Origin of the sequence: Rhodopseudomonas sp., assembly GCF_013377015.1 — a bacterium.
Taxonomy (GTDB): Bacteria; Pseudomonadota; Alphaproteobacteria; order Rhizobiales; family Xanthobacteraceae; genus JARJEH01.
The window spans coordinates 627,864-653,100 of sequence record NZ_JACABA010000001.1; the positions used below are offsets into that span (position 1 = coordinate 627,864).

Annotated in this window: 24 protein-coding genes; 9 read left to right on the forward strand and 15 right to left on the reverse strand. The window is 66.5% G+C overall.

The window, feature by feature from the left end; all coding sequences use genetic code 11:
* The first annotated feature begins 54 nt into the window (after window positions 1–54).
* Window positions 55–1,566 carry an AMP-binding protein gene (locus HXX15_RS03070; RefSeq protein WP_296512521.1) on the forward strand — a complete coding sequence of 504 codons (1,512 nt, stop codon included), beginning with the start codon at window positions 55–57 and terminating at the stop codon, window positions 1,564–1,566.
* Window positions 1,567–1,691: 125 nt separating this feature from the next.
* Here HXX15_RS03070 and HXX15_RS03075 read toward each other — a convergent pair whose 3' ends face one another.
* The 3 genes from HXX15_RS03075 to exbB are packed head-to-tail and all read right to left on the reverse strand — an operon-like array spanning window position 1,692 to window position 3,781.
* Window positions 1,692–2,540, reverse strand: coding sequence for an energy transducer TonB (locus tag HXX15_RS03075; protein ID WP_296512523.1), 849 nt, complete (start codon window positions 2,538–2,540; stop codon window positions 1,692–1,694).
* On the reverse strand, window positions 2,537–2,977 hold the full coding sequence (exbD, locus tag HXX15_RS03080; RefSeq protein ID WP_296512525.1) for a TonB system transport protein ExbD: 441 nt from the start codon (window positions 2,975–2,977) through the stop codon (window positions 2,537–2,539). Before exbD ends, HXX15_RS03075 begins: the two co-directional genes overlap by 4 nt.
* Before the next feature lie 3 nt (window positions 2,978–2,980).
* Entirely contained in the window at window positions 2,981–3,781 is an 801-nt protein-coding gene (gene exbB, locus HXX15_RS03085; RefSeq protein WP_296512527.1) for a tonB-system energizer ExbB, read from the reverse strand.
* A gap of 282 nt (window positions 3,782–4,063) precedes the next feature.
* Here exbB and HXX15_RS03090 point away from each other — a divergent pair, with 282 nt between their 5' ends.
* The 3 genes from HXX15_RS03090 to HXX15_RS03100 are packed head-to-tail and all read left to right on the forward strand — an operon-like array spanning window position 4,064 to window position 7,268.
* Window positions 4,064–4,918, forward strand: a complete 855-nt coding sequence (locus HXX15_RS03090; RefSeq protein WP_296512529.1) for an enoyl-CoA hydratase — start codon at window positions 4,064–4,066, stop codon at window positions 4,916–4,918.
* Window positions 4,919–4,920: 2 nt separating this feature from the next.
* Window positions 4,921–6,054: an acyl-CoA dehydrogenase gene (locus HXX15_RS03095; protein WP_296512531.1), complete on the forward strand. Its 1,134-nt coding sequence runs from the start codon at window positions 4,921–4,923 to the stop codon at window positions 6,052–6,054.
* A 17-nt stretch (window positions 6,055–6,071) separates the two neighbouring features.
* Window positions 6,072–7,268, forward strand: a complete 1,197-nt coding sequence (locus HXX15_RS03100; protein ID WP_296512533.1) for an acyl-CoA dehydrogenase family protein — start codon at window positions 6,072–6,074, stop codon at window positions 7,266–7,268.
* A 321-nt stretch (window positions 7,269–7,589) separates the two neighbouring features.
* Here the strand turns inward: HXX15_RS03100 and HXX15_RS03105 are convergent, their stop codons facing one another.
* The 12 genes from HXX15_RS03105 to iorA all read right to left on the reverse strand — a co-directional run bounded on the left by HXX15_RS03105 (window position 7,590) and on the right by iorA (window position 20,968).
* On the reverse strand, window positions 7,590–8,789 hold the full coding sequence (locus HXX15_RS03105) for an ABC transporter substrate-binding protein (protein ID WP_296512535.1): 1,200 nt from the start codon (window positions 8,787–8,789) through the stop codon (window positions 7,590–7,592).
* Between the two features lie 20 nt (window positions 8,790–8,809).
* Window positions 8,810–10,573, reverse strand: coding sequence for an AMP-binding protein (locus HXX15_RS03110; protein WP_296512538.1), 1,764 nt, complete (start codon window positions 10,571–10,573; stop codon window positions 8,810–8,812).
* Window positions 10,557–11,309 (reverse strand): ABC transporter ATP-binding protein, encoded by a 753-nt coding sequence (locus tag HXX15_RS03115; protein ID WP_296512540.1) that lies wholly within the window; start codon window positions 11,307–11,309, stop codon window positions 10,557–10,559. The genes HXX15_RS03110 and HXX15_RS03115 overlap by 17 nt, the downstream gene beginning before the upstream one ends.
* A 3-nt stretch (window positions 11,310–11,312) precedes the next feature.
* The gene (locus tag HXX15_RS03120) at window positions 11,313–12,074 is read right to left on the reverse strand and encodes an ABC transporter ATP-binding protein (RefSeq protein ID WP_296512542.1); all 762 of its coding nucleotides are present in this window, start codon (window positions 12,072–12,074) and stop codon (window positions 11,313–11,315) included.
* The gene (locus HXX15_RS03125) at window positions 12,071–13,216 is read right to left on the reverse strand and encodes a branched-chain amino acid ABC transporter permease (RefSeq protein WP_296512544.1); all 1,146 of its coding nucleotides are present in this window, start codon (window positions 13,214–13,216) and stop codon (window positions 12,071–12,073) included. The genes HXX15_RS03120 and HXX15_RS03125 overlap by 4 nt, the downstream gene beginning before the upstream one ends.
* A 3-nt stretch (window positions 13,217–13,219) precedes the next feature.
* Window positions 13,220–14,092, reverse strand: coding sequence for a branched-chain amino acid ABC transporter permease (locus HXX15_RS03130; protein ID WP_296512547.1), 873 nt, complete (start codon window positions 14,090–14,092; stop codon window positions 13,220–13,222).
* Window positions 14,093–14,310: 218 nt separating this feature from the next.
* Entirely contained in the window at window positions 14,311–15,648 is a 1,338-nt protein-coding gene (locus tag HXX15_RS03135) for a phenylacetate--CoA ligase family protein (RefSeq protein ID WP_296512549.1), read from the reverse strand.
* Window positions 15,649–15,662: 14 nt separating this feature from the next.
* The gene (locus HXX15_RS03140) at window positions 15,663–16,217 is read right to left on the reverse strand and encodes a 2-oxoacid:acceptor oxidoreductase family protein (RefSeq protein ID WP_296512551.1); all 555 of its coding nucleotides are present in this window, start codon (window positions 16,215–16,217) and stop codon (window positions 15,663–15,665) included.
* Window positions 16,217–17,053: a thiamine pyrophosphate-dependent enzyme gene (locus tag HXX15_RS03145; RefSeq protein ID WP_296512553.1), complete on the reverse strand. Its 837-nt coding sequence runs from the start codon at window positions 17,051–17,053 to the stop codon at window positions 16,217–16,219. The genes HXX15_RS03140 and HXX15_RS03145 overlap by 1 nt, the downstream gene beginning before the upstream one ends.
* Complete coding sequence (locus tag HXX15_RS03150; RefSeq protein WP_296512555.1) at window positions 17,053–18,213, reverse strand: 2-oxoacid:acceptor oxidoreductase subunit alpha; 1,161 nt, start codon at window positions 18,211–18,213, stop codon at window positions 17,053–17,055. The genes HXX15_RS03145 and HXX15_RS03150 overlap by 1 nt, the downstream gene beginning before the upstream one ends.
* Window positions 18,210–19,151: a 2-oxoacid:acceptor oxidoreductase family protein gene (locus HXX15_RS03155; protein WP_296512557.1), complete on the reverse strand. Its 942-nt coding sequence runs from the start codon at window positions 19,149–19,151 to the stop codon at window positions 18,210–18,212. Before HXX15_RS03155 ends, HXX15_RS03150 begins: the two co-directional genes overlap by 4 nt.
* Complete coding sequence (gene iorA / locus HXX15_RS03160; RefSeq protein ID WP_296512559.1) at window positions 19,148–20,968, reverse strand: indolepyruvate ferredoxin oxidoreductase subunit alpha; 1,821 nt, start codon at window positions 20,966–20,968, stop codon at window positions 19,148–19,150. The genes HXX15_RS03155 and iorA overlap by 4 nt, the downstream gene beginning before the upstream one ends.
* Before the next feature lie 252 nt (window positions 20,969–21,220).
* Here iorA and HXX15_RS03165 point away from each other — a divergent pair, with 252 nt between their 5' ends.
* The 5 genes from HXX15_RS03165 (at window position 21,221) to HXX15_RS03185 (ending at window position 25,235) form a co-directional block, all read left to right on the forward strand.
* Complete coding sequence (locus HXX15_RS03165; RefSeq protein WP_296512561.1) at window positions 21,221–21,484, forward strand: hypothetical protein; 264 nt, start codon at window positions 21,221–21,223, stop codon at window positions 21,482–21,484.
* Window positions 21,485–21,694: 210 nt separating this feature from the next.
* Complete coding sequence (locus HXX15_RS03170; RefSeq protein WP_296512563.1) at window positions 21,695–22,690, forward strand: CHAD domain-containing protein; 996 nt, start codon at window positions 21,695–21,697, stop codon at window positions 22,688–22,690.
* Between the two features lie 29 nt (window positions 22,691–22,719).
* Window positions 22,720–23,505 carry a hypothetical protein gene (locus HXX15_RS03175; protein ID WP_296512564.1) on the forward strand — a complete coding sequence of 262 codons (786 nt, stop codon included), beginning with the start codon at window positions 22,720–22,722 and terminating at the stop codon, window positions 23,503–23,505.
* Between the two features lie 117 nt (window positions 23,506–23,622).
* On the forward strand, window positions 23,623–23,823 hold the full coding sequence (locus HXX15_RS03180; protein ID WP_296512566.1) for a hypothetical protein: 201 nt from the start codon (window positions 23,623–23,625) through the stop codon (window positions 23,821–23,823).
* Entirely contained in the window at window positions 23,820–25,235 is a 1,416-nt protein-coding gene (locus tag HXX15_RS03185) for an amidase (RefSeq protein ID WP_296512568.1), read from the forward strand. The genes HXX15_RS03180 and HXX15_RS03185 overlap by 4 nt, the downstream gene beginning before the upstream one ends.
* Window positions 25,236–25,237: the final 2 nt, after the last annotated feature.

Below are 25,237 nucleotides of genomic sequence, written 5' to 3' on the forward strand. Positions count from 1 at the left end.
ACCCGGCCGGCTTTCGCTCGCGAAACGACGGCCCCAGCCTAACAGGGATGATCGATGGCTCTCAAGGATTTTGCATTTTCCGACGTCTATCGCCGCAACGCGACGCTGTTCCCCGACCGCACCGCGATCGTGTTCGGTGGCGAGCGGATCAGCCACCTCGCCTATCTGCGACGGGTGGAGCGGCTCGCGGCGGGGCTGGCCCGCGAAGGCGTCAAGCCGGGCGACCGGGTCGCCATCCTGTCGCAAAACTGTCTGGAAATGATCGACCTGATCGGCGCGGTGGCGCTGATCGGCGCGATCCTGCTGCCGGTCAACTTCCGGCTCAATGCCGAGGAGATCGGCTACGTCCTCAGCGACGGCGCACCGGTGCTGGCGGTCGCCGGGCCGGAATATCAGGACATCATCGCCGCGCTGCAGCCGTCGCTGCCGAGCGTGCGGCGCTATTTCGGCATCGGCGGCTGCGCCGCGCCGTTCGCGCCGTTTGCCGAACTCGCCGACGCCGATGGCGCAGTGCCCGAAAATGACGTCAGCGCCGACGATGGCTTCGTCATCATCCACACCGCCGCGGTCGGCGGCAAGCCGCGCGGCGCGCTGCTGTCGCAAGCCAATCTGCTCGCCGCGCAAAGTTCGCTGGTGCAGGCCTGGGGCCTCACTGAACACGACGTCAATCTCGGGCTGTTGCCACTGTTTCACGTCACCGGCCTCGGGCTGATGCTGACCGCGCAGCAGGCCGGCGGCGCCAGCGTGATCGCCGCGAAGTTCGACCCGGCGCAGGCCGCGCGCGACATCGCCGCCGAGAAGATCACGGTGATGGCGGTGTTCGCGCCGATGCTGGCCAACATCATGGATCAGGCCGGCCCCGGCGAATTGGCGAGCCTGCGCGCGGTCACCGGGCTCGACACGCCCGAGACCATCGAACGGTTCGAGGCGATGTGCCCGAATGCGCGGTTCTGGGCGACCTTCGGACAATCCGAGACCTCGGGCCTGGCGACGCTGTCGCCGTATCGCGACCGGCCGAAATCCGCCGGCCGACCACTGTTCGGGCGCAACATCGCGGTGCTCGACGCCGCCGACAAGCCGCTGCCGAGCGGAGAGGTCGGCGAGATCGCGCTGCGCGGTCCCACCGTATTCAAGGGCTATTGGAACAACGACGCCGCCACCGCCCATACCTTCCGCAACGGCTGGCATCACACCGGCGACATGGGGAAGTTCGATGCCGACGGCTATCTCTGGTACGCCGGCCGCGCTCCGGAGAAGGAGCTGATCAAGACCGGCGGCGAGAACGTCTATCCGGCCGAGGTCGAGAATGCGATCCGACTGCATCCGGCGATCGCCGAGGTCGCGGTAATCGGAGTGCCCGACCCGCAATGGAGCGAAGCGATCAAGGCGATCTGTGTGCTGCGCGCGGGAGCCGCCGCTACCGCCGAGGATATCGCCGACTTCGTCGCCGGACACATCGCGCGTTACAAGAAGCCGAAACACGTGGTGTTCGTCGCTTCGTTGCCGAAGACCGACAAGGGCGAGACCGACCGCGCCGCGGTGAAGGCCGCGCATGGCGAGGGGTAGAGTAACTGGTCATTCCAGGGCGTGAGCAGCGTAGCTGCGAACGAACCCGGATTCCTGCCCAAGCACCAGACCGAGATTCCGGGTTCGCTCGGCCTGTGGCCTCGCGCCCCGGCATGACATCGCAATCAGCGCAGCGAGAACCGCACCGGCACGGTGAAGCTCAGCGATGATTGCGTCAGCTCCGGCGGGAACGACGGCAGCGGCTGAGCGCGGCGGATCATCGCCAGGGTTTCGGCGTCGAGCGCCGGGTGTCCGGATGAGCCGGCGAGCCGGCTGCCGAGCACCTGGCCACTGCGACCCACGGTGAAGCTCAGCATCGCCGTGCCCTGCTCGCCGGCGGATTTGGCGCCGGAGGGATATTGCTTGAAGCGTTGCAGATGCGCAGCGAGCTGGTCGCGATAGGACGGCAGCGCGGCCGCGGCCGCGACGCCAGCCGTCGCAAGCGACGCCATCGCGGCGCGCCGCTCGGCTTTCGGCGGCGCGCTGGTGCGCGGCGCCGGCGGTTGTGCCGACGCGTGGCTGGCTTCGACATGCAGCGGCTGCGGCTTCGGCTGCGTCACCAGCTTCGGGGAATCCCGCTCGATTTTTTTGACCGGTTCAGGCTTCGCCGGCGCCGGCTCTGCCTTGCGTTCCGGCGGCAATTCGACTTCCGGCTTCGGCTGCGGCGGGACCGGTTCGATCTTCCGCTCGACCGGCTGCTGGTGCTGGGGCGCAGGCTCGGGAGTGGCCGCGGTCGCCTGCTGCATCTCCGGGCCGGGCGCGGCATCGAGCAGTTGCGCGGCGGGCGCTGAGGCCGCCGGCGCCAGATCGACCATAATCGCGGGAATCGCGACGCCCGGTGGCGGCGTCTGCTGATACCAGGCGAGCCCCGCCGCGATCAGCCCGAGATGCGCCGCCACGATGACGATGGCGGACGCGGCCCAGTGCGTCACCCCGGCTTGATCGGTCGGACGATGTAGCGCGAAGGCGTTCATTGCGGCTCGCTGCGTCCGTCGAGACCAACCAGAGCAATCTTCAGATAGCCGGCATTACGCAACAGGTTCATCACCTGCATCAGGTCGCCGTAGCTGACCACCTTGTCGGCGCGCAGGAAGATCCGCTCGTCCCTGTTGCCCTTGGTCGCGGTCGCGAGCGCGTCGCCGAGCGCATCGCGTGCGATTGCCGCCTCGCCGACCGCGAGCGAAAGATCCGGCTTCACCGTGACGAACACCGGCCGATCCGGCCGTGGCTGCGGTTCGGCGGCGCTGGCCGGCAGATCAACGCCGATATCGACGGTGGCGAGCGGCGCCGCCACCATGAAGATGATCAGCAGCACCAGCATCACATCGATGAACGGCGTGACGTTGATCTCATGCGCCTCGCTGAGATCGTCGTCCGGGAAAATCTGCCGTCGGCCGAGTCGCACGCCCATGATCTACTCCGCGGCGCGCGACGCCGGCCGCGCCGAGCGGCCGCGGTCGCGGCTGACCAGCAGCAGCACCTGCGCCGAGGCATCGCCCAGCAGCGCCCGATAGGCGCCGATCTGGCGGACCAGATGATTGTAGATCACCACCGCGGGAATCGCCGCGACCAGTCCCAGCGCGGTGGCGAGTAGCGCCTCCGCGATGCCGGGCGCGACGACCGCCAGATTGGTGGTGTGCGCCTCGGAGATGCCGATGAACGCATTCATGATGCCCCACACCGTGCCGAACAGGCCGACGAACGGCGCCACCGCGCCGATCGTCGCCAGCACGCCGGTGCCGCGCGCGATCCTCCGCGACATCGCAGCCTCGACCCGCTCCAACCGCAGCGCCACCCGTTCCTTGAAATCATTGTCGAAGCTCCAGCCCGACAGGCTGGCCTCGCGCGCTGCCGACTGGATCAGCTGCGCCACCGCGTCGCGGCCTTCGGCGCTGTCGTGCTCGAGCTGCGCCAGCGTGGTGTCGCTCTCGAGCCCCGCGAGGCGTTGCCGCGCCAGCGCGGTCGCGCGGCGCAGTTCGATCGATTTCGACAGCCACACCGTCCAGGTTGCCAGCGACGCCAGCGCCAGCCCGACCATCACCGCCTTCACCACCACATCGGCGTTGACGAACATGCCCCAGGGCGACAGGTTGCGCGGCAGCAGCGCGGTGTCGGTGGCGGCGAAACCCGCGTCCGCCCAACTGCCGACAGCCAACGCGATCAGCGCGGCCGTCCGCAGTGTCCAGCGAGAAATGGCGATCCGGTGTGGCGGCATCGGTGTCCTTCGGTGCGGCGGATTGGCCCGCGGTCGTATCGCACGGATCAAGCCGACCAGAAAATCAAATCTGGCCGCGGGATCGGCGCCGGCGCAGCCAGATTGCGTGTTCTGGCTGCGGAACAATTGATCCGGCGCAAATCGCGGTGGAATCCGCGGCACGGAATATCGTCCGCCGTGTCCCCCACAGATGACGTTTGCGGTCGCGGCGCCGACCTGCCAGACTATGCGTAACAGCAAACGGTGGCGGTGGCCGCCGAACAAGAAGAAACGGGAGGATGCATGAGCACCTATGAGACCATCGTGGTCGAACGTCCGGACCCGCGCGTCGCGCGCGTGGTGATGAATCGCCCAGCGGCGCGCAATGCGCAGAACCTGCAGATGACCTACGACCTCAACGCCGCGTTCGACGCCGCGGTGCAGGACGACGCCGTCAAGGTCATCATCCTGGCCGGCAACGGGCCGCATTTTTCCGCCGGTCACGACCTGCGACCCGGCGCCAAGAACCAGGCCGGCATCGACTTCGCGCCGATCGGGAGCTGGGGCGGCTTTCGCGAGCCGAACGCGCACGGCCGCTTCGCCCGCGAACAGGAAATCTATCTGCAGATCACAAGGCGCTGGCGCAATCTCGCCAAGCCGATGATCGCCGAGGTGCACGGCAAATGCATCGCCGGCGGGCTGATGCTGGCCTGGGCCTGCGACCTGATCGTCGCCGGCGACAACGCCGAATTCTGCGATCCGGTGGTGACGATGGGGGTCTGCGGCGTCGAATGGTTCGTGCATCCGTGGGAGCTCGGGCCGCGCAAGGCCAAGGAGCTGCTGTTCACCGCCGATAGCTGGAGCGCCGACGAGGCGCACCGGCTCGGCATGGTCAACCACGTGGTGCCGGCCGCCGAACTGACCGCGTTCACGCTGGCGCTGGCGCAGAAGATCGCCGCCAAGCCGGCCTTCGCGCTGAAGCTGACCAAGGAAGCCGTCAACCGCTCGGTCGACGTGATGGGGCAGCCGGCGGCGATCGATCAGGCCTTCGCGCTGCATCAGCTCTGCCACGCGCATAACCTGCAGGAGTTCGGCATGGTGGTCGATCCGGCGGGTCTGCACCCGTCGGTGCGCAAACAGGCCGAGGTCAAGGCATAATCATGGATCTCACCCCCAGCGACGAACAGCGACTGCTGCGCGAAAGCGCCGACCGCTTCATCACCGAGACCTACACCGCCAAGCTGCGCGAGCAGAACGCCAAGGAGCCGCACGGCTTCAGCGCGGCGATCTGGCGGCAATTCGCCGAGCTCGGCTGGCTGGCGTTGCCGATCGACGAGGCCCATGGCGGCATCGGCGGCGGCGCGATCGAGATAGGCATCCTGATGGAGGCGTTCGGCCGCGGCCTGGTGTCGGAGCCCTATCTGGCGACGGTCGTGCTCGGCGCTGGCCTGGTCGCCCAACATGGCCGCGCCGAGCAAAAGGCCGCCATCCTGCCAAAGGTCGCCGACGGCTCTCTCCATCTGGCATTCGCGCATTCCGAGCGCGCCGCGCGGTTCGATCTGGCGCGGGTCGACACCGTCGCGCGGCAAGTCGCGGACGGCTGGGTGCTGGACGGCGGCAAGGTCACGGTGCTCGACGGCCGCGCCGCGCAACAGATCATCGTCTCCGCGCGCGTCGCGGATGGTGGCACGCTACGTCTGTTCCTGCTGCCGCCCGATACGGCGGGCGTGACGCTGACCGACTATCCCCGGCTCGGCGGCGGCCACGCCTGCAACCTCGATCTGGAGAATGTGCATCTGCCGGCCGATGCGCTGCTCGGCGACGACAGCGACGCCTTGCCGGCGATCGAGGCTGTGATCGACCGGGCGCTGGCGGCGCTCGGCGCCGAAGCGGTCGGCATGATGCAGACTCTGCTCGACACCACGCTGGCCTACACGAAAATGCGAAAGCAGTTCGGCAAGCCGCTGGCTGCCAACCAGGTGGTGCGGCACCGGCTCACCGACATGTCGGTGCATTGCGACGAGGCACGGTCGATGGCGCTGCGCGCCGCGCTGAAGGCCGATGCAGAGCCGCGCGAGCGCGGCCGCGCCGCGTCGGGCGCCAAGGCCAAGATCGGCAAGGGCGCGCGCTTCGTCGCCGAACAGGCGGTGCAGCTGCACGGCGCGATGGGCGTCACCGAGGAGCTCGACGTCGGCGGCTATTTCAAGCGGCTGCTGGCGTTCGAGACGCTGTTTGGCGGCAGCAATCATCATCTTCGTCGCCACGCCGCGCTCAGCGGCCGGCCGTCCAACTAATCCAGCGGGGCATCGACATGGATCTGAGTTTCGCCGACGCCGACCTCGCCTTCCAGCAGGACGTCCGTGGTTTCATCGCCGCCAATGTCCCGGCCGACATCCGGCGGGCGCAGTCGCTGAATCCGTCGGTGTTCTCCGAGCCGGATATCATCACTGGCTGGCAGAAGGCGCTGCACGAAAAAGGCTGGGCCGCGCCGGGCTGGCCGCAGCAATATGGCGGCCCCGGCTGGAGCCCGGCGCAGCGCTGGATCTTCGAAACCGAATGCGCCCATGCGGGCGTGCCGTCGATCTCGCCGATGGGCGTCAAGATGGTCGGCCCGGTGATCATCGGCTTCGGTTCGCCGGAACAGAAAAACTACTATCTGCCGCGGATTCTGTCCGGTGAGGATTACTGGTGCCAGGGCTATTCGGAGCCCGGCTCCGGCTCCGACCTGTCGTCGCTGAAGACCCGCGCGGTGCGCGACGGCGACCATTACGTGGTCAACGGCACCAAGATCTGGACCACCCACGCGCATCACGCCAACCGGATGTTCGCGCTGGTGCGCACTAGCGACGAGCCGCGGCAGCAGGACGGCATCAGCTTCATCCTGATCGACATGAAGAGCCCCGGCATCACCATCCGGCCGATCCTGACGATCGGTGGCGACCACGAGGTCAACCAGGTGTTCTTCGACGACGTCCGCGTCCCGGTCACCGACCTGGTCGGCGAGGAAGGCAAGGGCTGGACCTACGGCAAGTATCTGCTGGAATTCGAGCGCGGTGCCGGCATCGCCTCGGCGCGGTTGCGCGCGGCGCTCAACACGGTATCGACGCTGGCCGGCTCCGAGATCACCGGCCGCGCGGTCGAGGACCCCGACATCGCGCTGCGGCTGTCCGAGATCGAGATCGACATCGACGCGCTGGAGATGACCGAATTGCGGGTGCTGTCGGCGATGCAGAACGGAGAGAATCCCGGCGCGGTGTCGTCGCTGCTGAAGCTGCGGGTCAGCGAAATTCACCAGGCGGTGACTAGGCTCGGCGTCGATGTGATCGGCCATGACGGCCTGGTGGTCGAGCCGATGCGGCCGCTGCACACGCTCAACCACAAGCCGGCGGTGGCCGATCAAATCCTGCCGGTGATGCCCAAGCACCTCAACGGCCGCGCCTACACTATCTTCGGCGGCACCTCGGAAATTCAGCGTGACATCATCAGCAAGCTGGTGCTCGGGCTGTAGGACGACCGTCGCACGTTAAGTGGCGACGTAGTGCCTTCACCCTCCCCTGGAGGGGGAGGGTCGATCGCGCAGCGATCGGGGTAGGGTGAAGTGTCATCGCGATGCGTTGCGATGTCCGGCGCCTGCGTCCCGGCCGTGTTGTCGCAAGTCCCGCACAATCAACTCCTCCACCCCACCTCGGACGGCTTCGCCGTCCGGCCTTCCCCCTCCAGGGGAGGGTGAAGTGCGCTCGCGTCGACAGGACGAGTACCCCGCAAAAAAATGCCCGGCGCGAGGCCGGGCATGCGAGTCGGGCGTAGCAGCGCCAATGTGATCTTGTTGTTATTCCTTGTAGGTCTGGTTCTTCGCCACCGTCGCCCAGCGGCCGTTCTTGATCTGGCCGATCACCGCGGCGGAGACGCCGAGATGATTGTCCTTGGAGAACGACACCGGCGCGCCACCGAAAATGTCGTCGAAGGTCTTGCCGGATTCCAGCGCCGCGATCAGCGACTCGGTGGTCAGGTTCTTGCCGGCGATCTCGGCGAAATGCGCGAACACCATGACGCCATTATAGCCGGCGGTGGCCTGCTGGTTGGCTTCGATGCCGAACGCCTTGCGATAGGCCTCGATGAAGTCCTTCACCTTGCCGGTCGCGGTATCGGCATAGAAAATCTCGGTCTGGCCGACGCCGATCACGCCCTCGGTGGCTTCCTTGCCGAGGTCCGGGAAGTCAGGCACGAAGGTCGGCGACGACACCACGAAGGTCGGAGCCCAGTCGAGCTTCTTGGCGACCGTGACGATGCCGATCGATTCCCGCGTCACCGATCCGAGCGCCACGAGATCGCAGCCGTCGGCCTTCATCCGCGCGACTTGCGAGTTGAAGTCGGTGGCGCCGCGCTTGAACGACACCATGGTGGCCGCCGGAACGTTCATCGCCTTGAGCTGGTCGGTATAGGCGTCGGTGAAATTCTTGCCCATTTCGTCGTCCTGATAGACGATGCAGGGCTTCTTCGCCTTGCTCTGGGTGATGCCGTATTTGATGCTGAGCCGCATCGTGTCGTAATACGGGCTGAACATGTTGAACTTCAGCCGGTCCTCCGGCTTGGCCGGATCCATCTTGAAGGTGAATTCGGCGGCCGTGATCGGGAACAGATGCAGCAGCCCGGCGGATTGCACCAGCGGCAGCGGCGCCAGCGTGGTCGCCGATCCCATCGCCGAGACAATCGCGAACACCTTGTCGAGTTCGATCAGCTTCTGGGTCTGCAGCACCGCCTTCTTCGGATCGTAGCCGTCGTCCTCCGACACCAGCCGCAGCTTGCGGCCATGGATGCCGCCGGAGGCGTTGACCTGTTCGACCGCCAGCTTCATGCCGTTGGTGGCGGGCACGCCCCACGACTTGATCGGGCCGGAGAGGTCCATATGGGTGCCGATCACGATCTCGGTGTCGGTAATTCCCTGGGTCTTGAATTGCGCAGACGCGGGCGTCGCGGCGACGCCGCACAACGCGACCATGGCACCGATCGACAGGTAGCTTGATCTCATCTTGCTCTCCCTTTGGTTTTTCAGGTTTTGAGAAGTTCGCGTTGCTCGCCGGAAACGCTGCCTGCCGCACCGGCGCCGGCGCGCAGCAGATAGCGGCGCAGCGTCAGGGTCGGCGCGACCTCGGCATCGCCGGGCTTCAGCGCGCGTTCGATCAGGCTGAAGGATTCGATCCGGACCGCGGGCCGGGCGCGATTGACCTCGGCGATCAGCTGCTCGACCAAAGCGCGGATTTCGTCGGCCTTGCACAGGCTCTGGAAATGCGTGAACGGCACGCTGCGGTCCTGGGCGAATTTCACCGTATTGTCGGAGTCGAGCAGGACCCGGGCGCAGATCCGTCCGCCGGCATCGAGATGCAGGAACGCATCGGCGATATAGGGCGACGACCGCAGCGCCTGCTCGCTGTCGAACGGCAGCAGACTGCCCTGATCCTTGTGCAGGATGTCGGCGAGACGCCCCACCACGCGCAGCTGGCCGCGATCGTCATGGCGGCCGAGATCGCCCGAGCGCCACCAGCCTTCGGCCAGCGCCGCCGGCGCCTCGCCGGCGTAGCCGGTGAACAGCGGCGCGCCGCGCAGCCAGACCTCGCCGTGCTCGCCGAGCTTGATCTCGACGACGTCCGGCGTCGCGCGCGGCTGCGACGTCGCAATCCGGGACGCGCCGCCGGTTTCGGCATGGCCGTAGATGTCGACCAGCTCGCAGCCGAGCGCGGCGAACCACGCCACCACATCGGGATGCGCCACCGCGCCGCTCGACAGGCACAGCCGGGCGCGGCCGAAGCCGATGCGGCGGCGGATCGGCGCCAGCACCAGCCGATCGAACAGCACCCGTAGCCCGCGCTGCCATACCGGCGCGTCATCGCCATATTGCGCTAGCGCGAAGGCGGTGCGGCAGGCCCAGCGTTGCAACGGCGTCGTGTCGGCGAGATTGAGCAGGATGCCGGAGCGCAACCGCGCATAAAGCTGCGGTGAGGCCTGGATCACGGTTGGCTTCAGTTCGACCAGATTGGCCAGCGCGGTATCGGGGCTTTCGGAGAAATTGATCACCGTTCCGGACAGCAGCGCGGCATAGATGCCGACCACACGCTCCAGCACGAAATGGATCGGCGTCAGCGACAGCCGTTCGTCGTCGGGGCCGAGGCCGAGTTCGGCGGCGGCGCGCGCCGCCTGCAGGCCGACCGCCTTGTGGGTGAGAATGGCGCCGCGCGCCGGGCCGGTGACGCCGGCGCTGTAGATGATGACGGCCGGCGCATCGGCCAATGGCGCCGGGCGCGGCGCAGGCGCGGCGGCCGGCCGCGTTTCCAGCGCCTGCAGCGCGATCACATGGGCTTCGCCGGCGCCGTCGTCCCATTGCTGGTGCATCACCACGATGGTCGCAAGCGCCGGGCAGCGGTCGCGGACCTGCAGGGCCTTGTGCAACTGGTCGTCGCCGGCGACGAACAGAAAGCGCGCGCCGCACTGGTTCAGCGTCCGCGCCAACTCGTCGCTGTCGCTATGGGCGTCGAGCCCGGCGGAGACGCCGCCGGCGGCGACGATGCCGAGATCTGCCAGCACCCATTCATGGCAATTGTCGCCGATCACCGCGGCGACGTCGCCGGCGGCGAGGCCGCGCGCGCGAAGACCGTTGCCGATCGCCTCGATCCGCGTCGCCATCTCGTCGCCGGAGACCGGCTGCCACAGCCCGTAGCGCTTCCAGCGCACCACCGTGGCGGCGCCATGCGCGCGCAGCGCCGCGACGATGCGTCCCGACAGCGTGGCGTCGGGCTCGATGTTAGCGCCGCTTGCCATGATCACCCTGTCCATGCAGCCCGAGATAGAACTCCCGCACCTGATCCGATTTGACGAGATTGGCGCAGGTGTCGTGCATCACCACCCGGCCGACTTCCAGCACATAGCCGTAATGCGCGGTGTCCAGCGCCATCCGGGCGTTCTGCTCGACCAGCAGGATCGAGACCCCCTCCTCGGCATTGAGCCGGCGGATGATCGCGAAGATTTCCTTCACCAGCAGTGGCGACAGCCCGAGCGACGGCTCGTCCAGCAGCAGCACTTTCGGCCGGCTCATCAGCGCGCGGCTGATCGCCAGCATCTGCTGCTGGCCGCCGGAGAGCTGGCCGGCAACCTGGTCCTGACGTTCGCGTAGCACCGGAAAGTAGTTGAACATCTTCTCGATGTCGGCCGCGATCTCTTTTTGATCATTGCGGATAAAAGCGCCCATCCGCAGATTGTCGCGGACGCTGAGGAACGGGAACATCTCGCGCCCCTCGGGCACGTGGCTGATGCCGAGCCGCACCACCTTGTCGGGTTCCATCGACTGGATCTTCCTGCCCTCGAACTCGATGGTGCCCTTCAGCGGATCGAGCACGCCGGAAATGGTTTTCAGGATGCTGGTCTTGCCGGCGCCATTGGCGCCGAGCACAGCGACGATCTGGCCCTGCATCAGGTCGAGGCTGATGCCGCGGATCGCGGTGATCGGTCCGTAGCAGCTTTCGATATTGGCGAGGCGGAGGATCGGCTGGGCGCTCATGTCCTATGCTCCCAGATAGGCGGCGACGACGTCGGGATGGCTCTGCACCTCCTCGGAGGTGCCGAGCGCCATCGCGCGTCCGTAATTCAACGCCAGCACGCGGTCCGACACCCGGCTGACCAGGCTCATGTCGTGCTCGACCATCAGCACGGTGACGCCGAGCCGGTTGTTGATCTCGAGGATCCATTCCGCCATCGCGTCGGTCTCCTCGACATTGAGGCCCGACGACGGCTCGTCGAGCAGCAACAGGCTGGGACCGACGCACAGCGCGCGCGCCACCTCGACCACCTTGCGGACGCCGTAAGGCAAGCCGCCGATCGGGGTGTCGCGATATTTCTGCAGCCGCAGCACATCCATCACCTCCTCGACGGCGCGGCGATGCGCGACTTCCTCGTCGCGCACCTTCTTCAGCCGCAGGATGTCCTGCCAGGTCGAGGTGGTGGAGTGGCGGTGGCGGCCGACCAGCAGGTTCTGCAGCGTCGAGGCGCTCTCGAACAGTTCGATGTTCTGGAAGGTGCGGGCGATGCCGCGGCCGGCGATCTGCTGCGCCGACAGCTTGGTGACATCCTCGCCGCGGAAAATGATGTGCCCGGCGTTCGGCGTGTAGAGCCGGCTGATCAGGTTGAACAAAGTGGTCTTGCCGGCGCCGTTCGGGCCGATGATGGTGAAGATTTCGCCCTCGGCGATGTCGAACGAGACATTGTCGACCGCTGTGAGGCCGCCGAACTTGATGGTGATATTCTTGACCTCGAAATACGCGGTCACCGGTTGCGCTCCGACTTGAGGAACATCCGCTGCGCCCGCGCGCTGGTCGGCCGGTACAACGGGAACTGGCGGAAATAGGCCTTCACCCGCGACCAGCGGCCGTCGAGCCCCATCGGCTCGAAGATGATGAACAGGATGATGATCAGGCCGAAGATCAGCGATTTCAGCCCGGGCGCGCCGACCACGCGGACCACGCCGGCCTGGATTGTGCGCGCGACCGGCTCGGCGAGATGGATCGCCTGCATCGCCGCCTCGGTCATTTGCGGCACCTTGTCCTTCACCACGATCAGCATCGGATCGACCATGATCATGAAGATCGCGCCGAACACCGCGCCGCGCAGGCTGAGCATACCGCCGATGATGATGATCATCACGAAATCGATCGAGACCGAGAGGCTGAACATTTCCGGGCTGATGTAGGACAGCTTGTGGGCGTAGAGCACGCCGGCGGTGCCGGTAATCGCCGCGGAGATCGCGAACGCCGTGGTCTTGTAGCGGGCGGTGTCGATGCCCATGCTGCGCGCCGCGGTCTCGCTGTCGCGGATCGCCAAAAAGGCACGGCCGGTCGGCGAGCGGATGATGTTGATCGCCGCCAGGATCACCAGCACGGTGACGCCGAGGCAGAGATAGAAGAAGCCATAGGGACCGAGCTTGAGACCGAACAGGGCCGGCGGCGGCAGCATCAGCCCTTCATTGCCGTTGGTGACGTGCTCCCAGCGGGTGATGACTTCCTCGACGATGAAGGCGAAGGCCAGCGTGGCAATGGCAAGATAGATGCCGTGCAGCCGCAGCGCTGGCAGCCCGACCAGATAGCCGATCAGGCCGGTGAAGGCGCCGGCCAGCACCAGATAGACCGGCAGCGGGATGCCGTATTTCGCCGAGATCGCAGCCGTATAGGCGCCGATCGCCAGGAACGCGGCGTGGCCGATCGAGACCTGCCCGGCCTGGCCCGAGAGGATATTCATCGCGATGCCGACGATGGCGTAAATCAGCACGAACACCAGTTGGCTGAGATAATACGGCTCGATCACGAAGGGGGCAGCGATCATCACCGCCGTCAGAATGGCGTACCAGAACGCCGCGGCGCGCGAGGGAAAGAGCTGCTCGCTCTGCTGATAGCTGGTCTTGACGTGGGCGCTCATCGCTCAGACTTTCTTCAGGGCGTTGCTGCCGAACAGGCCCTGTGGCCGCCACAGCAGCACCGCGAGCAGCACCACATAGGCGGCGACGTCCTTGAAACCCTCCGGCAGATAGAAGCCGGACAGCGATTCGACGATGCCGATGGTGATGCCGCCTGCCAGCGCGCCCGGAATGCTGCCGAAGCCGCCGAGCACCGCGGCCGGGAACGCCTTGATGCCGAGAAAGCCGAGATTGGCGTGGATGAAGGTGATCGGCGCCAGCAGGATGCCGGCGCAGCAGGCCACGATCGCGCTCAGGCTCCAGATCAGCGAGAACATCCGCTTCACCGGAATGCCCATGTAGTAGGCCGCCAGCATGTTCTGCGAGGTCGCCTGCATGGCGATGCCGACCCGGGTGAAGCGGAAAAAGGCGTAAAGGATCACGCACAGCAGCCCGGTGGCGACGATGATCGACAGGCTGTCCTGCGCCAGCACCAGCGAGCCGACCCGGACCACGCCGCCGGTGAATGGGGTCTCGATCCGCAGATCGTCGGTGCCCCAGATGATGCCGACCAGCGAGCGGATCACCAGGCCGAGCCCGATCGTCGCCATCACGATGGAAAATTGCGGATAGCCGAGGATCGGCCGCACCACCAGTCGCTCCATCACGGCGCCGAGGATCGCCATGCTGATCACGCACAGCAGAAAGGCGAACCAGTAGTTCAGCCCGAGCGTGGCGATGAAGGTGAAGGACAGGAAGGCGCCGAGCATCATGATCTCGCCCTGGGCGAAATTCACGACTTCGGTGGCCTTGTAGATCAGCACGAAACCGAGCGCGATCAGGCCATAGACGCAACCCAAGGCGATCCCGCCGATCACCTGCTGGACAAAATCGAGCATTTCTTCCCCACGTGGCCGTTTCGGACCACTTTTTGCGGCGACGCTTATGCGTCGTCCGCCAACGAATGAGTAAATCCCGCGCCGTGCGAACAGTCGCGGGAGTTACTCAATCGTTTAATTAATGGAAACGCACGACGGTCGTGTCAAGCGGCGATTGGGCAACAGCTCACCTTCCGCGTTCCGGACTAAGCGGGCGCGGCGGCAGAACTGCAACACACTCAGCCGGCGTTGCGCTGGTCCTTGACCCGCACCGCCTTGCCCTGCGAGCGCGGAACCTCGCCCGGCGACTTGACCACCACCTTGCAGGTGACGCCGATCAGCGACTTGATGTGGTGGGTGACCTCGGCCGCCTTGCGGGCGCGGCCGGTGTCGTCGAGCGGCGTGCCGGGCGCCATTTCGACCTCGACGGTCATGGCGTCGAGCGCCTTGTCCTTTGTCAGCACCAGCTGGTAGTGCGGCGCGATGCCGGGGAAACCGACCAGCACGGCCTCGACCTGCGACGGATAGACGTTGACGCCGCGGATGATCAGCATGTCGTCGTCGCGGCCGGTGACGCGCATGATGCGGACATGGCTGCGGCCGCAGGCGCAGGGCTCGCTGCTCAGGCTGGTGATGTCGCGGGTGCGGTAGCGGATCATCGGCAACGCTTCCTTGGTCAGCGTGGTGATGAGCAGTTCGCCGATGGACCCGAGCGGCAACGGCTGCAGCGTTTCCGGATCGATGGTCTCGAACAGGAAATGATCCTCCCAGCCGTGCAGCCCGTTCTGCGCGACGTGGCATTCGCAGGCCACCCCCGGCCCCATGATTTCCGACAGGCCGTAGATGTCGATCGCCTTGATGCCGAGCCGCGCCTCGAGATCGTGGCGCATCGCGTCGCTCCACGGCTCGGCGCCGAACAGGCCGAGCCGGACCGGCGCCTGACGCAGGTCGACGCCCATCTGTTCGGCGACCTCGGCGATGTTGAGCGCATAGGACGGCGTGGAGCACAGCATGTGGGCGCCGAAATCCGACATCAAGCTGACCTGTCGCTCAGTGCCGCCACCGGACATCGGCACCACGGTGCAGCCGAGCCGTTCGGCGCCGTAATGCGCGCCGAGCCCGCCGGTGAACAGGCCGTAGCCATAGGCGTTGTGCACAATATCGCCGGGCTGCGCGCCGGCGCTGACCATCGAACGCGCCATCAGGTCGGACCAATTGTCGAGGTCGTTCCTGGTGTATCCGACCACGGTCGGCTTGCCGGTGGTGCCGGACGAAGCGTGGATACGCGGCAATTGATTGCGCGGCACCGCGAACATCCCGAACGGGTAGTTGTCGCGCAGATCGTTCTTCTGGGTGAACGGGAAGCGCACCAGATCGGGCAGCGCCTTCAGGTCACCCGGCTTGACGCCGGCGGCGTCGAATTTCGCGCGGTAGTGCGGAACGTCGCGATAGGCCCGCTCGACGATCTTCTTCAGCCGGTCGAGCTGCAATGCTGCGAGCTGCGCGCGCGGCATGGTCTCGATGGTGCGGTCGAACATCTCAACGGATGTTTCGCGTATCGCAGTCTGCGCTTTCATGGTGCTGGTCCTTGTCAGGACGCCGCTGCCGGAACCGGCGTGGCGAGCGCATAGCCCGCCGCGAGCGCGTCCATGTTGAGATCGAGGAAGCCGCGCGGCGCGTCCGCGCGCACCACCTGCTCGATCGATTTGCGTTTGCAGATGCCGGTCATTTCGACCAGCACGCCGAGCGCGACGATATTGGTGACGCGCTCGCTGCCGAGCTCCAGCGCGGTGCGGCTGAGCGGCAGATGATGCAGTCGGACATCGCCGGCCGGCAGTTCCGGGCACAGCCGGGTATCGGCGATCACCAGCGCGCCGGGCTTCAGCCGCGGCCATGACGGCTTGATCGCCATCTTGTCGAGCAGCACCAGATGGTCGAACGCAATCGGCAATGGGTAATCGACCTCGCCGCCGGCGATCACCAGGTCGGCGTTGCAGAAGCCGCCGCGTGAGGTCGGCTCGTAGGTCTGCGATTGCGCGACGTGCTTGCCCTCTGCTGCCAGCGCATCCGCCAGCATCTTGGCGCTGAGCAGCAGGCCCTGCCCGCCGGTGCCGCCGAAGCGCAATTCAATCCGCGATTTCGGCATCAGTGCGCTCCCTTCGATGCCAGCGCCGCGGCGCGCCGCAGCGAGGCGCCATATTCGGGGCGGTCATTGCGGGTCAGGATGCCGGTCGGCAGATCGGTGGAGCGGAACGGCGTATCGACGCTGTCGCGATAGACGCTCGGGCGCATCTCGCTTTTCTGCCGCATCACCATTTCTGCGGACGAGCCCATGTCGTTCTTGCGGCCATAGACCTCGGTGCAGTCCGACAGCACCTCGACGAAGGCAAAGCCGGGATGCTGCAACCCGGCTTTGATCAGTTCTTTCAGCTTCGGCACATGCCGCGTCACTTCACGGCCGACGAAGCCGGCGCCGGCGGCGGTCGCCAGCGCGCAGGCGTCGAAATTCGGCTCGGTATTGCCGAGCGGCGTGGTCGTCGTCAGCCGCGTCTCCGAGGTGGTCGGCGAGACCTGGCCGCCGGTCATGCCGTAGATCTCGTTGTTGAGCATCAGGCAGGTTAGCTTCAAGTTGCGGCGGCAGGCGTGGATCAGATGATTGCCACCGATCGCCAGGCAATCGCCGTCGCCCGAGATCACCACGACGTGGAGATCGGGCCGCGCCAGCGCCAGCCCGGTGGCGTAGGCCAGCGGCCTTCCGTGGGTGGTGTGGAAGGTGTTGGCGTCGATATAGGCCGACAGCCGGCCGGCGCAGCCAATGCCGGAGACCACCGCGAGCTTGTCCTTGTCGATGTCGAGTTCGTGCAGCGCCCACAGCAACGCGCGTAGCGCCATGCCGTGGCCGCAGCCGGGACACAGGAAATGCGGCATCATCTCCATGCGGAGATAGTTGCGGATGTCGAAATTGGGGGCGTCGGTGAACATCAGGCCTCCGAGGCAAGCTGGCTGGCGCGCGCGGCGATTTGCGCCGGCCCGATCGGTTCGCCGTTGATCAGGTTGATGCCCTCGACCCGGTCGCGGCCGAGCAGGCGCTCGACCTCGTGCCGCAGCTGGCCGAGATTGAGCTCGGGCACCAGCACCGCGCGCGCGGTCTTGACCGCTTCGCGCAACGCGGCTTCCGGAAACGGCCACAACGTAATGGGGCGGAACAGGCCGACGCGCTTGCCCTCGGCGCGGCACAGTTCGACCGCGCGCTTGGCGGCGCGGGCGCTGATGCCGATCGCGACGATCACCACGTCGGCGTCGTCGCAGCGCACGGTCTCCCAGGAATCGATCAGCTCGCGATGATGATCGAGCTTGGTGAACAGCCGCGACAGGTTGCGATCGACCGCTTCCGGATTCTGGGTCGGAAAACCGTCCTCGCCATGGGTCAGCCCGGTGGTGTGGGTACGATAGCCGTCGCCCGGACGCGCCATCGCCGGAATGCCGTCGGCGCCCACCGCAAACGGCTTGTAGGTTTCGCGTGGACCGCTGGCGCGCTTGCGTTCGGCGTGTGCCGCCGGCGCAGCGCCGAGCGCCACGGTCTCGGACGATTGCGCGATCACCTGATCGTACAGCAGCACCACCGGCGACCGGCAAATCTCGGCGAGATCGAAGGCGCGAATGGTCTCGTCATAGATCTCGCGGGCGGAGGCCGGCGCCAGTACGATGATCGGATAGTCGCCGTGACTACCGTAGCGGCTCTGCATGATGTCGGCCTGCGATGGCCGGGTCGGCATCCCGGTCGATGGCCCGCCGCGCATCACATTGACGATGACGCAGGGAATTTCCGCGCCGGCGGCGTAGCCGATATTCTCCTGCTTCAGCGAAAAGCCCGGCCCCGAGGTGGCGGTCAGCGCCTTGACGCCGCCCATCGACGCCCCGATCACCGCGGCCATCGCGGCGATCTCGTCTTCCATTTGCACGAACACGCCGTTGTTGCGCGGCAGCAAGGTTGCGAGGCGCTCGGCGATTTCCGACGATGGCGTGATCGGATAGCCGGCGAAGAACTTGCAGCCGGCGGCGATCGCGCCGGCGGCGCAGGCGGCGTTGCCCGACAGCAGCTTGGCGGCGGGCTTGGCGCGCCTGGTGTCGACGACATTCATGGCGTGATCCCCTCCGGCACAGCTTCCGCGTCGAGGTGGACCCGGATCGCGAAATCGGGGCACAGCCATTCGCACAGCCGGCAGCCGGTGCATTTCTCCGGCGCGAACAGCTCGACGACGCGCTCGGCGTTGAGCCGCAGGCAGCGTTCCGGACACAGCTTCACGCAGATGTCGCAGCTCTTGCACCACTCCGCGGTGATCTCGAGTCTCGGCGCGTAGGGCGTATGCACCGGCGCCGGCCGCACCGGGGCTTCCGCGGCGGGCGCGGCGGTGCGCGCCTCCGCGATCCAGCTGCGACCGAGCCCGAACGCCGCCATGTTCACCGCGACGGACTTCTTCGGCACGAACTGGGTGATGACCCGTTCCCACTCCGGCAGCGGGAATTCCAGCGCGGTCGACAGCGCACCGAGCAGCACCACATTGGCGGCGCGCTCATTGCCGAGTTCCTCGGCCATCCGGGTGGCGTCGATCGCGTAGCCCTCCGCCACATAGGCGGCGACCTGCTCGGCGGTCTCGCCCGAATAGCGCAGCGTCGCGCCGGGGCGGCGATTCAGGCAGGCGAATGGCGGCACGATCCGCTTGGTGTCGCAGATGAACACGCCGGTCTCGCGCTTGAGGTACGGCAGCCAGCGCAGCCCCTCGGCCCATTCCAGCGCGATCAGCACGTCGGCCTCGCCCTTGGCGATGGTCGGCGACCACACCCGCGCGCCATAGCGGACGTGGCTGAACACGGTGCCTCCGCGCTTGGCCATGCCGTGCACTTCGCTCTGCTTGACCTCGAAGCCGTGGGCCTGCGCCAGCGTCGCCAGCACCTTGGAGACCATGATCACGCCCTGGCCGCCGACGCCGACGATCAACACGTTGAACGGTTCGGCGAGCGCGGCATTGAAGGCGACCGGTTCGCTACCGGAAAGATCGGCGATGCTGGACTCGTTCATGGCGTCACCGGCGCTGGAATTTTGATGCAGTCGATGGTGCAGACCTGCGCGCACAACGTGCAGCCGATGCACAGCGCCGGATCGATCTTGACGCGGTGCCGGCCCTCGAACCATTCGTCGCTCCAGGTCAGCGCCGGGCAGCCGAGATTCATGCAGGACTGGCAGGCGGTGCACTGGCTGGTGATCACCTGCAGCGCTGGCCCCTTGATCTTGACCGGATCGAGCACGCAGGGCCGGTTGGAGATCAGCACCGCGACGCCGCGGTAGTTGATCGCCTCGCGCAGCGCCTGATGGGTGGCGGCGAGATCGTAGGAATCCACCGTCTTGACCCATTGCACGCCGCAGGCGCGGATCAGTGCCTCGTAGTTGATTTGTGGCGCCGGCTCGCCGCGCAAGGTCTTGCCGGTCCCGGGATGTTCCTGGCCGCCGGTCATCGCGGTGATATGGTTGTCGAGCAGCATCACCGCGATATTGGCCTGATTATATACCGCGTCGATCAGCGCCGGAATGCCGGCATGGAGGAAGGTGGAATCGCCGATCGTGGCGACGATCGGTTTGGTCTCGCCGGCCTTGGCCATGCCGATGGCGTTGCCGATCGACGAGCCCATCGCCACCGTGGTGTCGATGCCGCGCAGCGGATCGAGGCAGGCCAAGGTGTAGCAGCCGATGTCGCCGGCGACGCGGGCGCCGGAGGCGCGCACCGCCATGAAGCTCGATGTGTGCGGGCAGCCGGCGCACAGCACCGGCGGCCGCGGCATCATGTCGGGAGTCCAGCTGTTGTGAGTCACCGGCGCGGGCAGAATCCCGGCCTGGACGAAACCGGCACGCAGCACTTCGGGCGAGAATTCGCCGGCGCGCGGGAAGAACTTCTTGCCCTCGACCGCGAAGCCGAGCGCAGCGATCTCCTTCTCGATCACCGGCTCCAGTTCCTCGACCACGAACACACGGTTGACAGAGGCGCAGAACTCGCGCAGCAACTGTCCCGACAGCGGCCATGACGCACCGAGCTTCAAGACGCTGGCGGTCGGCAACACCTCGCGGACGTAAGGATAGCAGGTGCCCGCGGTAACGATGCCGAAACTGGCGTCGCCACGCTCCCAGCGGGTGATCGGCGCCGCGCCCAGATAGTCCTTCAGCCGCGCCTCGCGCTCCAGTACGACATTGTGGCGGGCACGGGCGTGCGCCGGGATCATCACATTTTTCGACGGCTTGTCGAGGAAACCGCGCGACGGCACATCGACCCGCAGGCCGACCGCGACCGGGCTGCGGGTATGCGACAGCCTGGTCGTGCTGCGGACGATCACCGGGGTGTCGAACTGTTCCGAGATCTCGAACGCCAATTTGGTGAAATCGTACGCTTCCTGAGCGTCGCTCGGCTCCAGCACCGGCACCGTGGCGAGCATGCCGTAGATGCGGCTGTCCTGCTCGTTCTGCGATGAGTGAATGCCCGGATCGTCGCACACCACCAGCACCAGACCGCCGTTGACGCCGATATAGGCCAGCGACATGAAGGCGTCGGCGGCGACGTTGAGGCCGACATGCTTCATCGCGCACAGCGCGCGCTGTCCGGTGAACGAAGCGCCCATCGCCACGTCGAGTGCGACCTTTTCGTTGGTCGACCATTGGGCGTGGATATCCTCGGCTGGATAAGTGGCCAGATTTTCCAGAATTTCGGTGCTCGGCGTGCCCGGATAAGCCGCCGCAACCCTGACCCCGGCTTCCCAGGCGCCCCGCGCGATGGCTTCATTGCCGGTCAGCGGACGAAGCTCCTTCGCGTCGCTTTTCAGCGACTGTGCGGCCTGCCAAGGTGTGTGCATCTGCGTAGCTCCCCCAAGCGCACGCCGCCGTGGCGATTAGCCTTGGTGGCAATCATTCCAAATTTACCGTCGGACGTATTTGAGCTACGTCAACGGAACGTAATATCCCGGTCATACCGGCGGTCGGCGGTTCGTCGAAATTTTTGTGCTGGGTCAATTCTGCGGCGGCGATCGGGAACTACAGCTATCAACAAGCTGCGGCGTGCGGAACGTAGCGCCGCTTGAACTTTCGGATGATGCAATGAGGACGCAATGACGCCCCCCGACAAACACGTCGAAGCGCGAATGGCCCTGATCGAGGCCGCGGTTCAGCGCCTCCAGCTGTTCATCGTGGCGATCATCGGCGTCGTCGCGATGATCTGGTGCCTCAATCTCGCGGATCGCCTCTATCCGGATCCGGATGAGGTGATCTGGTTCTTTGGCGCCCGCGCCGTCGCGGCGCTGTTGGGCATCAGCTTCGCCTATGTGGTCGCGAAACTGATCGGCTATCCGCTGCAGGTGCTCAAGCGGGCATGAGGCCGACCACGGTCGCGGCTGCCACTATTGCAGATTGATCGAATTTTCATCTCCGCGAGCCGGAAACGCCGCAATATGACGACGCGCGCCGGCTTGATGACAATGGTTGTCATCGCGACCATGGCAAGCTGCCATGGCTGAACAGCATGCCGCATCCGGTTGAAATCTGATATCGTGCAAGTCACGCGGTGGGGCGCCCGACGGAATCTGATGGGTAAAGCAGTTCAACGGCAGCTTAAGGCGAGGCCGCAGCATCTTCACAAGGTGAAGGCCTTGCGCGGTCGCGGCCGAGCGACGGGACCAAAACCAGCCAGCCAGCTTGTGCTCGATCCCGAGATCGGCACGGTCGACGCCGTCAAGGCGATCTGCGGCTGGCTACGGCAGATCATTGCGGCGCAGCAGCAGGCGGTTCGCCAGCGCAAGCCGCTCGGCGTGCATCAGATGCGCATCGGACTGCGTCGGATGCGGGCCGCGATCTCGGTTTTCGCGCCACTGCTGCACGACGCCCAGACCGCGCGGGTGGCGAGGGAACTGAAATGGCTGGCCGGCCGACTTGCGCCCGCGCGCGATCTTTATGTCATGCAAATGAGGGTCGACCAGTTGGGCATCGCTAGCGGGTCGCCGGCGTTTCGCAAGCGGCTAGCGGCGAGCCGGATCGCCGCCTTCGACAAGGCCAAGGCCGCGGTCGAGCAGCCCCGGTTCCGCGCCTTGCTGCTGGAGATCGGGCGCTGGATCGATAGCGGCGACTGGACCTCGCAGCCGCCGCTGCCTGCCAACCGCCGCACCGCACGGCGGTTCGCCAAACATGTTCTGACCACCCGCGCCGACCGGGTGATCGACAAGGCCAAGCACCTCAACAAGATGAGCGTGGAGCGGCGCCACCGGCTCCGGATCGCGGCCAAGAAACTGTATTACGCCACCGGATTCTTCGAGAGCCTGTTCGTCGAGCACAAGGCGGCCAAGCGATTGTCGGCTTTCAGGACAGCCCTGAAGAATCTGCTCGACGCGCTCGGCGCGCTCAACGATATCGCGGTGCAAAGCGAATTGGCGCGCAAGCTCGCACGCGCGCCGGACGCGGCGGCGCGGCAGGCCGCGCCAGCCACCCGATCGCTGTCCGACCTGAACAAGGCTGAGAGCGCGAAGCTGCTGAAGGCCGCCGCGAAGGCCGGACGCAAGCTTGCGGATCGACCGCTTTTCGGAGATTGAGAACGCCCGAGCTGATCCGAATGGACCCGATGCAAGCAGAACCTGCCCGCTTGGTCCATACCGCGACGTCGCGCTTCGCGATCACGCGGCGCTGGTTCGCGCGCGTCTCGGCCTTCGCCAACAAGGCGACATTCCGGATCAAGCGCGGCACCCCGGCGGAAACCATCGAGGAACTCGGCAAGCGCTGGCCGCTGACCGAGCGGCAACGCCAGGCGCTGCTCGAACGCGGGAAATCCAAGACCGGGGCGCCGTTCATCGACGAGAAGGTCGGCAATATCAACCGCGCCGCGTTTCACCGCTCCGCCTTCGTGCTTAACGCCGCCACCCATCTGGTGTTCGTCGATCTGGCCGCGCAATTGCTGCTGTCGCTGCCCGAACTGAAGCTCGCGCTGGTCGCCGCCAATCTGATCCTCGCGGCGATCGCCCATGCCGAGATGCGGTCGAATTTCCGCGCCCTGCTCGCCGGCCCCCACGCGCTGCCGCGCAAGCGCCGGCTGTGGGGACTGCTCGCCAATCCGCGCTACAACAAGGCGGTCAAGAAGAGCTCCCGCCCCTACGCGCGCAGCGCCTGGAAAGAGAAGACACTGTATCGCTCCGGCTATTTCTTCAACGCGGTCGCGATCTTTCTCGGCTCGCAATTCATCGTCCCGCCGGAAAGACTGATCTTCCCGTTCGGCTTCCTGCTCGGCAAGATCACCGGATTGTTCTCGACCCTGGTGGTGTTTTTCGACGGCTGGCGCGGCATTCGCGCCGGCGACGACGCCCGCCTGGCGCGCGAGCGCGAGGTTTCGGTCTACCGGGCCCTGGATATTTGACCCCGCCCGCCCTCGCCGGCACTGACCGACCTTGTTGAATCGAGGATCGGGCGGCATGCTGGATCGCGATCCCGCGCTCGAATCGCAGCCGGGTCCGGCGAAGGGGGCAGAAACCGCATGACCACAAGACCTACGTCCGAGGGCGTCAAGGCAATGGCCGCGCTGGCGGGATTGCCGGTCGAGGACGACGTCGCCGCGCGGATCGCCAATTCGGTCGGCCCGGCCTTTGACGGCTTTGCGGCGGTCGCCGGATCGTTGCCGTTCGACCTCGAGCCCGCGACCTTCCTGATCGTCCAGAGCATCGGGGCCGGCAAATGAGCTTGAGCGAACCGGCCTTGCTGTCGCTGACCGAGATCGCGCAGGCGATCGCGAAGAAACGGATCTCGTCACGCGAGGCCACCCAGTCCTGCCTCGATCGCCTCAACTTCTGGCAGCCCAGGCTCAACGCGTTCATGTCGATCGAGGCCGATCAGGCACTCGCCGACGCCGCCACCGCCGACGCCGAGCTGGCGCAGGGCCGAAATCGCGGCGTGCTGCATGGTGTGCCGCTGGCGCACAAGGACATGTATTACGAAGAGGGCCACGTCGTCACCTGCGGCTCGTCGATCCGCCGCCACTGGGTCGCCACCAGCACGTCGACCGCGCTGCAGCGGCTGAAGGACGCCGGCACCATCCGCACCGGCTCATTGCAGATGGCGGAATTCGCCTATGGGCCGACCGGCCACAACGCGCATTTCGGCCCGGTGCGCAACCCCTGGGGGTTCGACCACATCACCGGCGGCTCGTCGTCGGGCTCGGGCGCCGCGGTCGCGGCGCGGCTGAGCTTCGCGGCGCTCGGCTCCGACACCGGCGGCTCGATCCGGATGCCGGCGCATTTCTGCGGCGTCACCGGATTGAAAACCACGGTCGGCCGGGTCAGCCGCGCCGGCGCGATGCCGCTGTCGCAATCGCTCGACACCGTCGGGCCGCTGGCGCGCACCGCGCAGGATTGCGCGCTGCTGCTGTCACTGATGGCGGGCGCCGATCCGGAAGACCCGACCTGCGTCCACGGCGAACTGCCGGATTACAATGCGGCGACGCGCGAACCGATCGCCGGGCTGCGGATCGGAATCCCGGCGGCGTTCTATGTCGACGAACTTGATGCCGAGGTCGAACGAGCGCTGGACCAGACCATCGCGACGCTGAAGCGCGAAGGCGCCAGTATCGTCAGCGTCGAACTGCCCGACCAGCGGCTGCTGACCGCGGCCTGCCAGTTGGTGCTCGCGGTCGAAGCCGCGGCGTTCCACAAGCGCTGGATGGCCGAGCGGCCGCAGGATTACAGCCCGCAGGTGCTGATGCGACTGCAGAACGGCCTCGCGGTTCCCGGCGTCAGCTATCTCGAGGCGATGCGCTGGCGCGGTCCGGCGCTGGCGGCGTTTCTCGCCGCGATCGCGAATGTCGACGCGGTGCTGGCGCCGGTCGCGCCGGTCGCGGCGCCGACCATCGTGGAAAGCGACGTCGGCAACAGCCGCGACGCCGAAGCGGTGATCCAGCGGCTGACCCGCTTCACCCGGCCGGTGAATTATCTCGGGCTGCCGTCGCTGGCGATTCCGGTCGGCTTCACCCGAATTGGCCTGCCGGTCGGCATGCAGATCATCGGCCGGCCGTTCGCCGAGGCGATGCTGCTGCGGATCGGCGCGGCATTCCAGCGCGCCACCGACTTTCACGCCAAGGTGCCGAAGCTGCCGTGAGC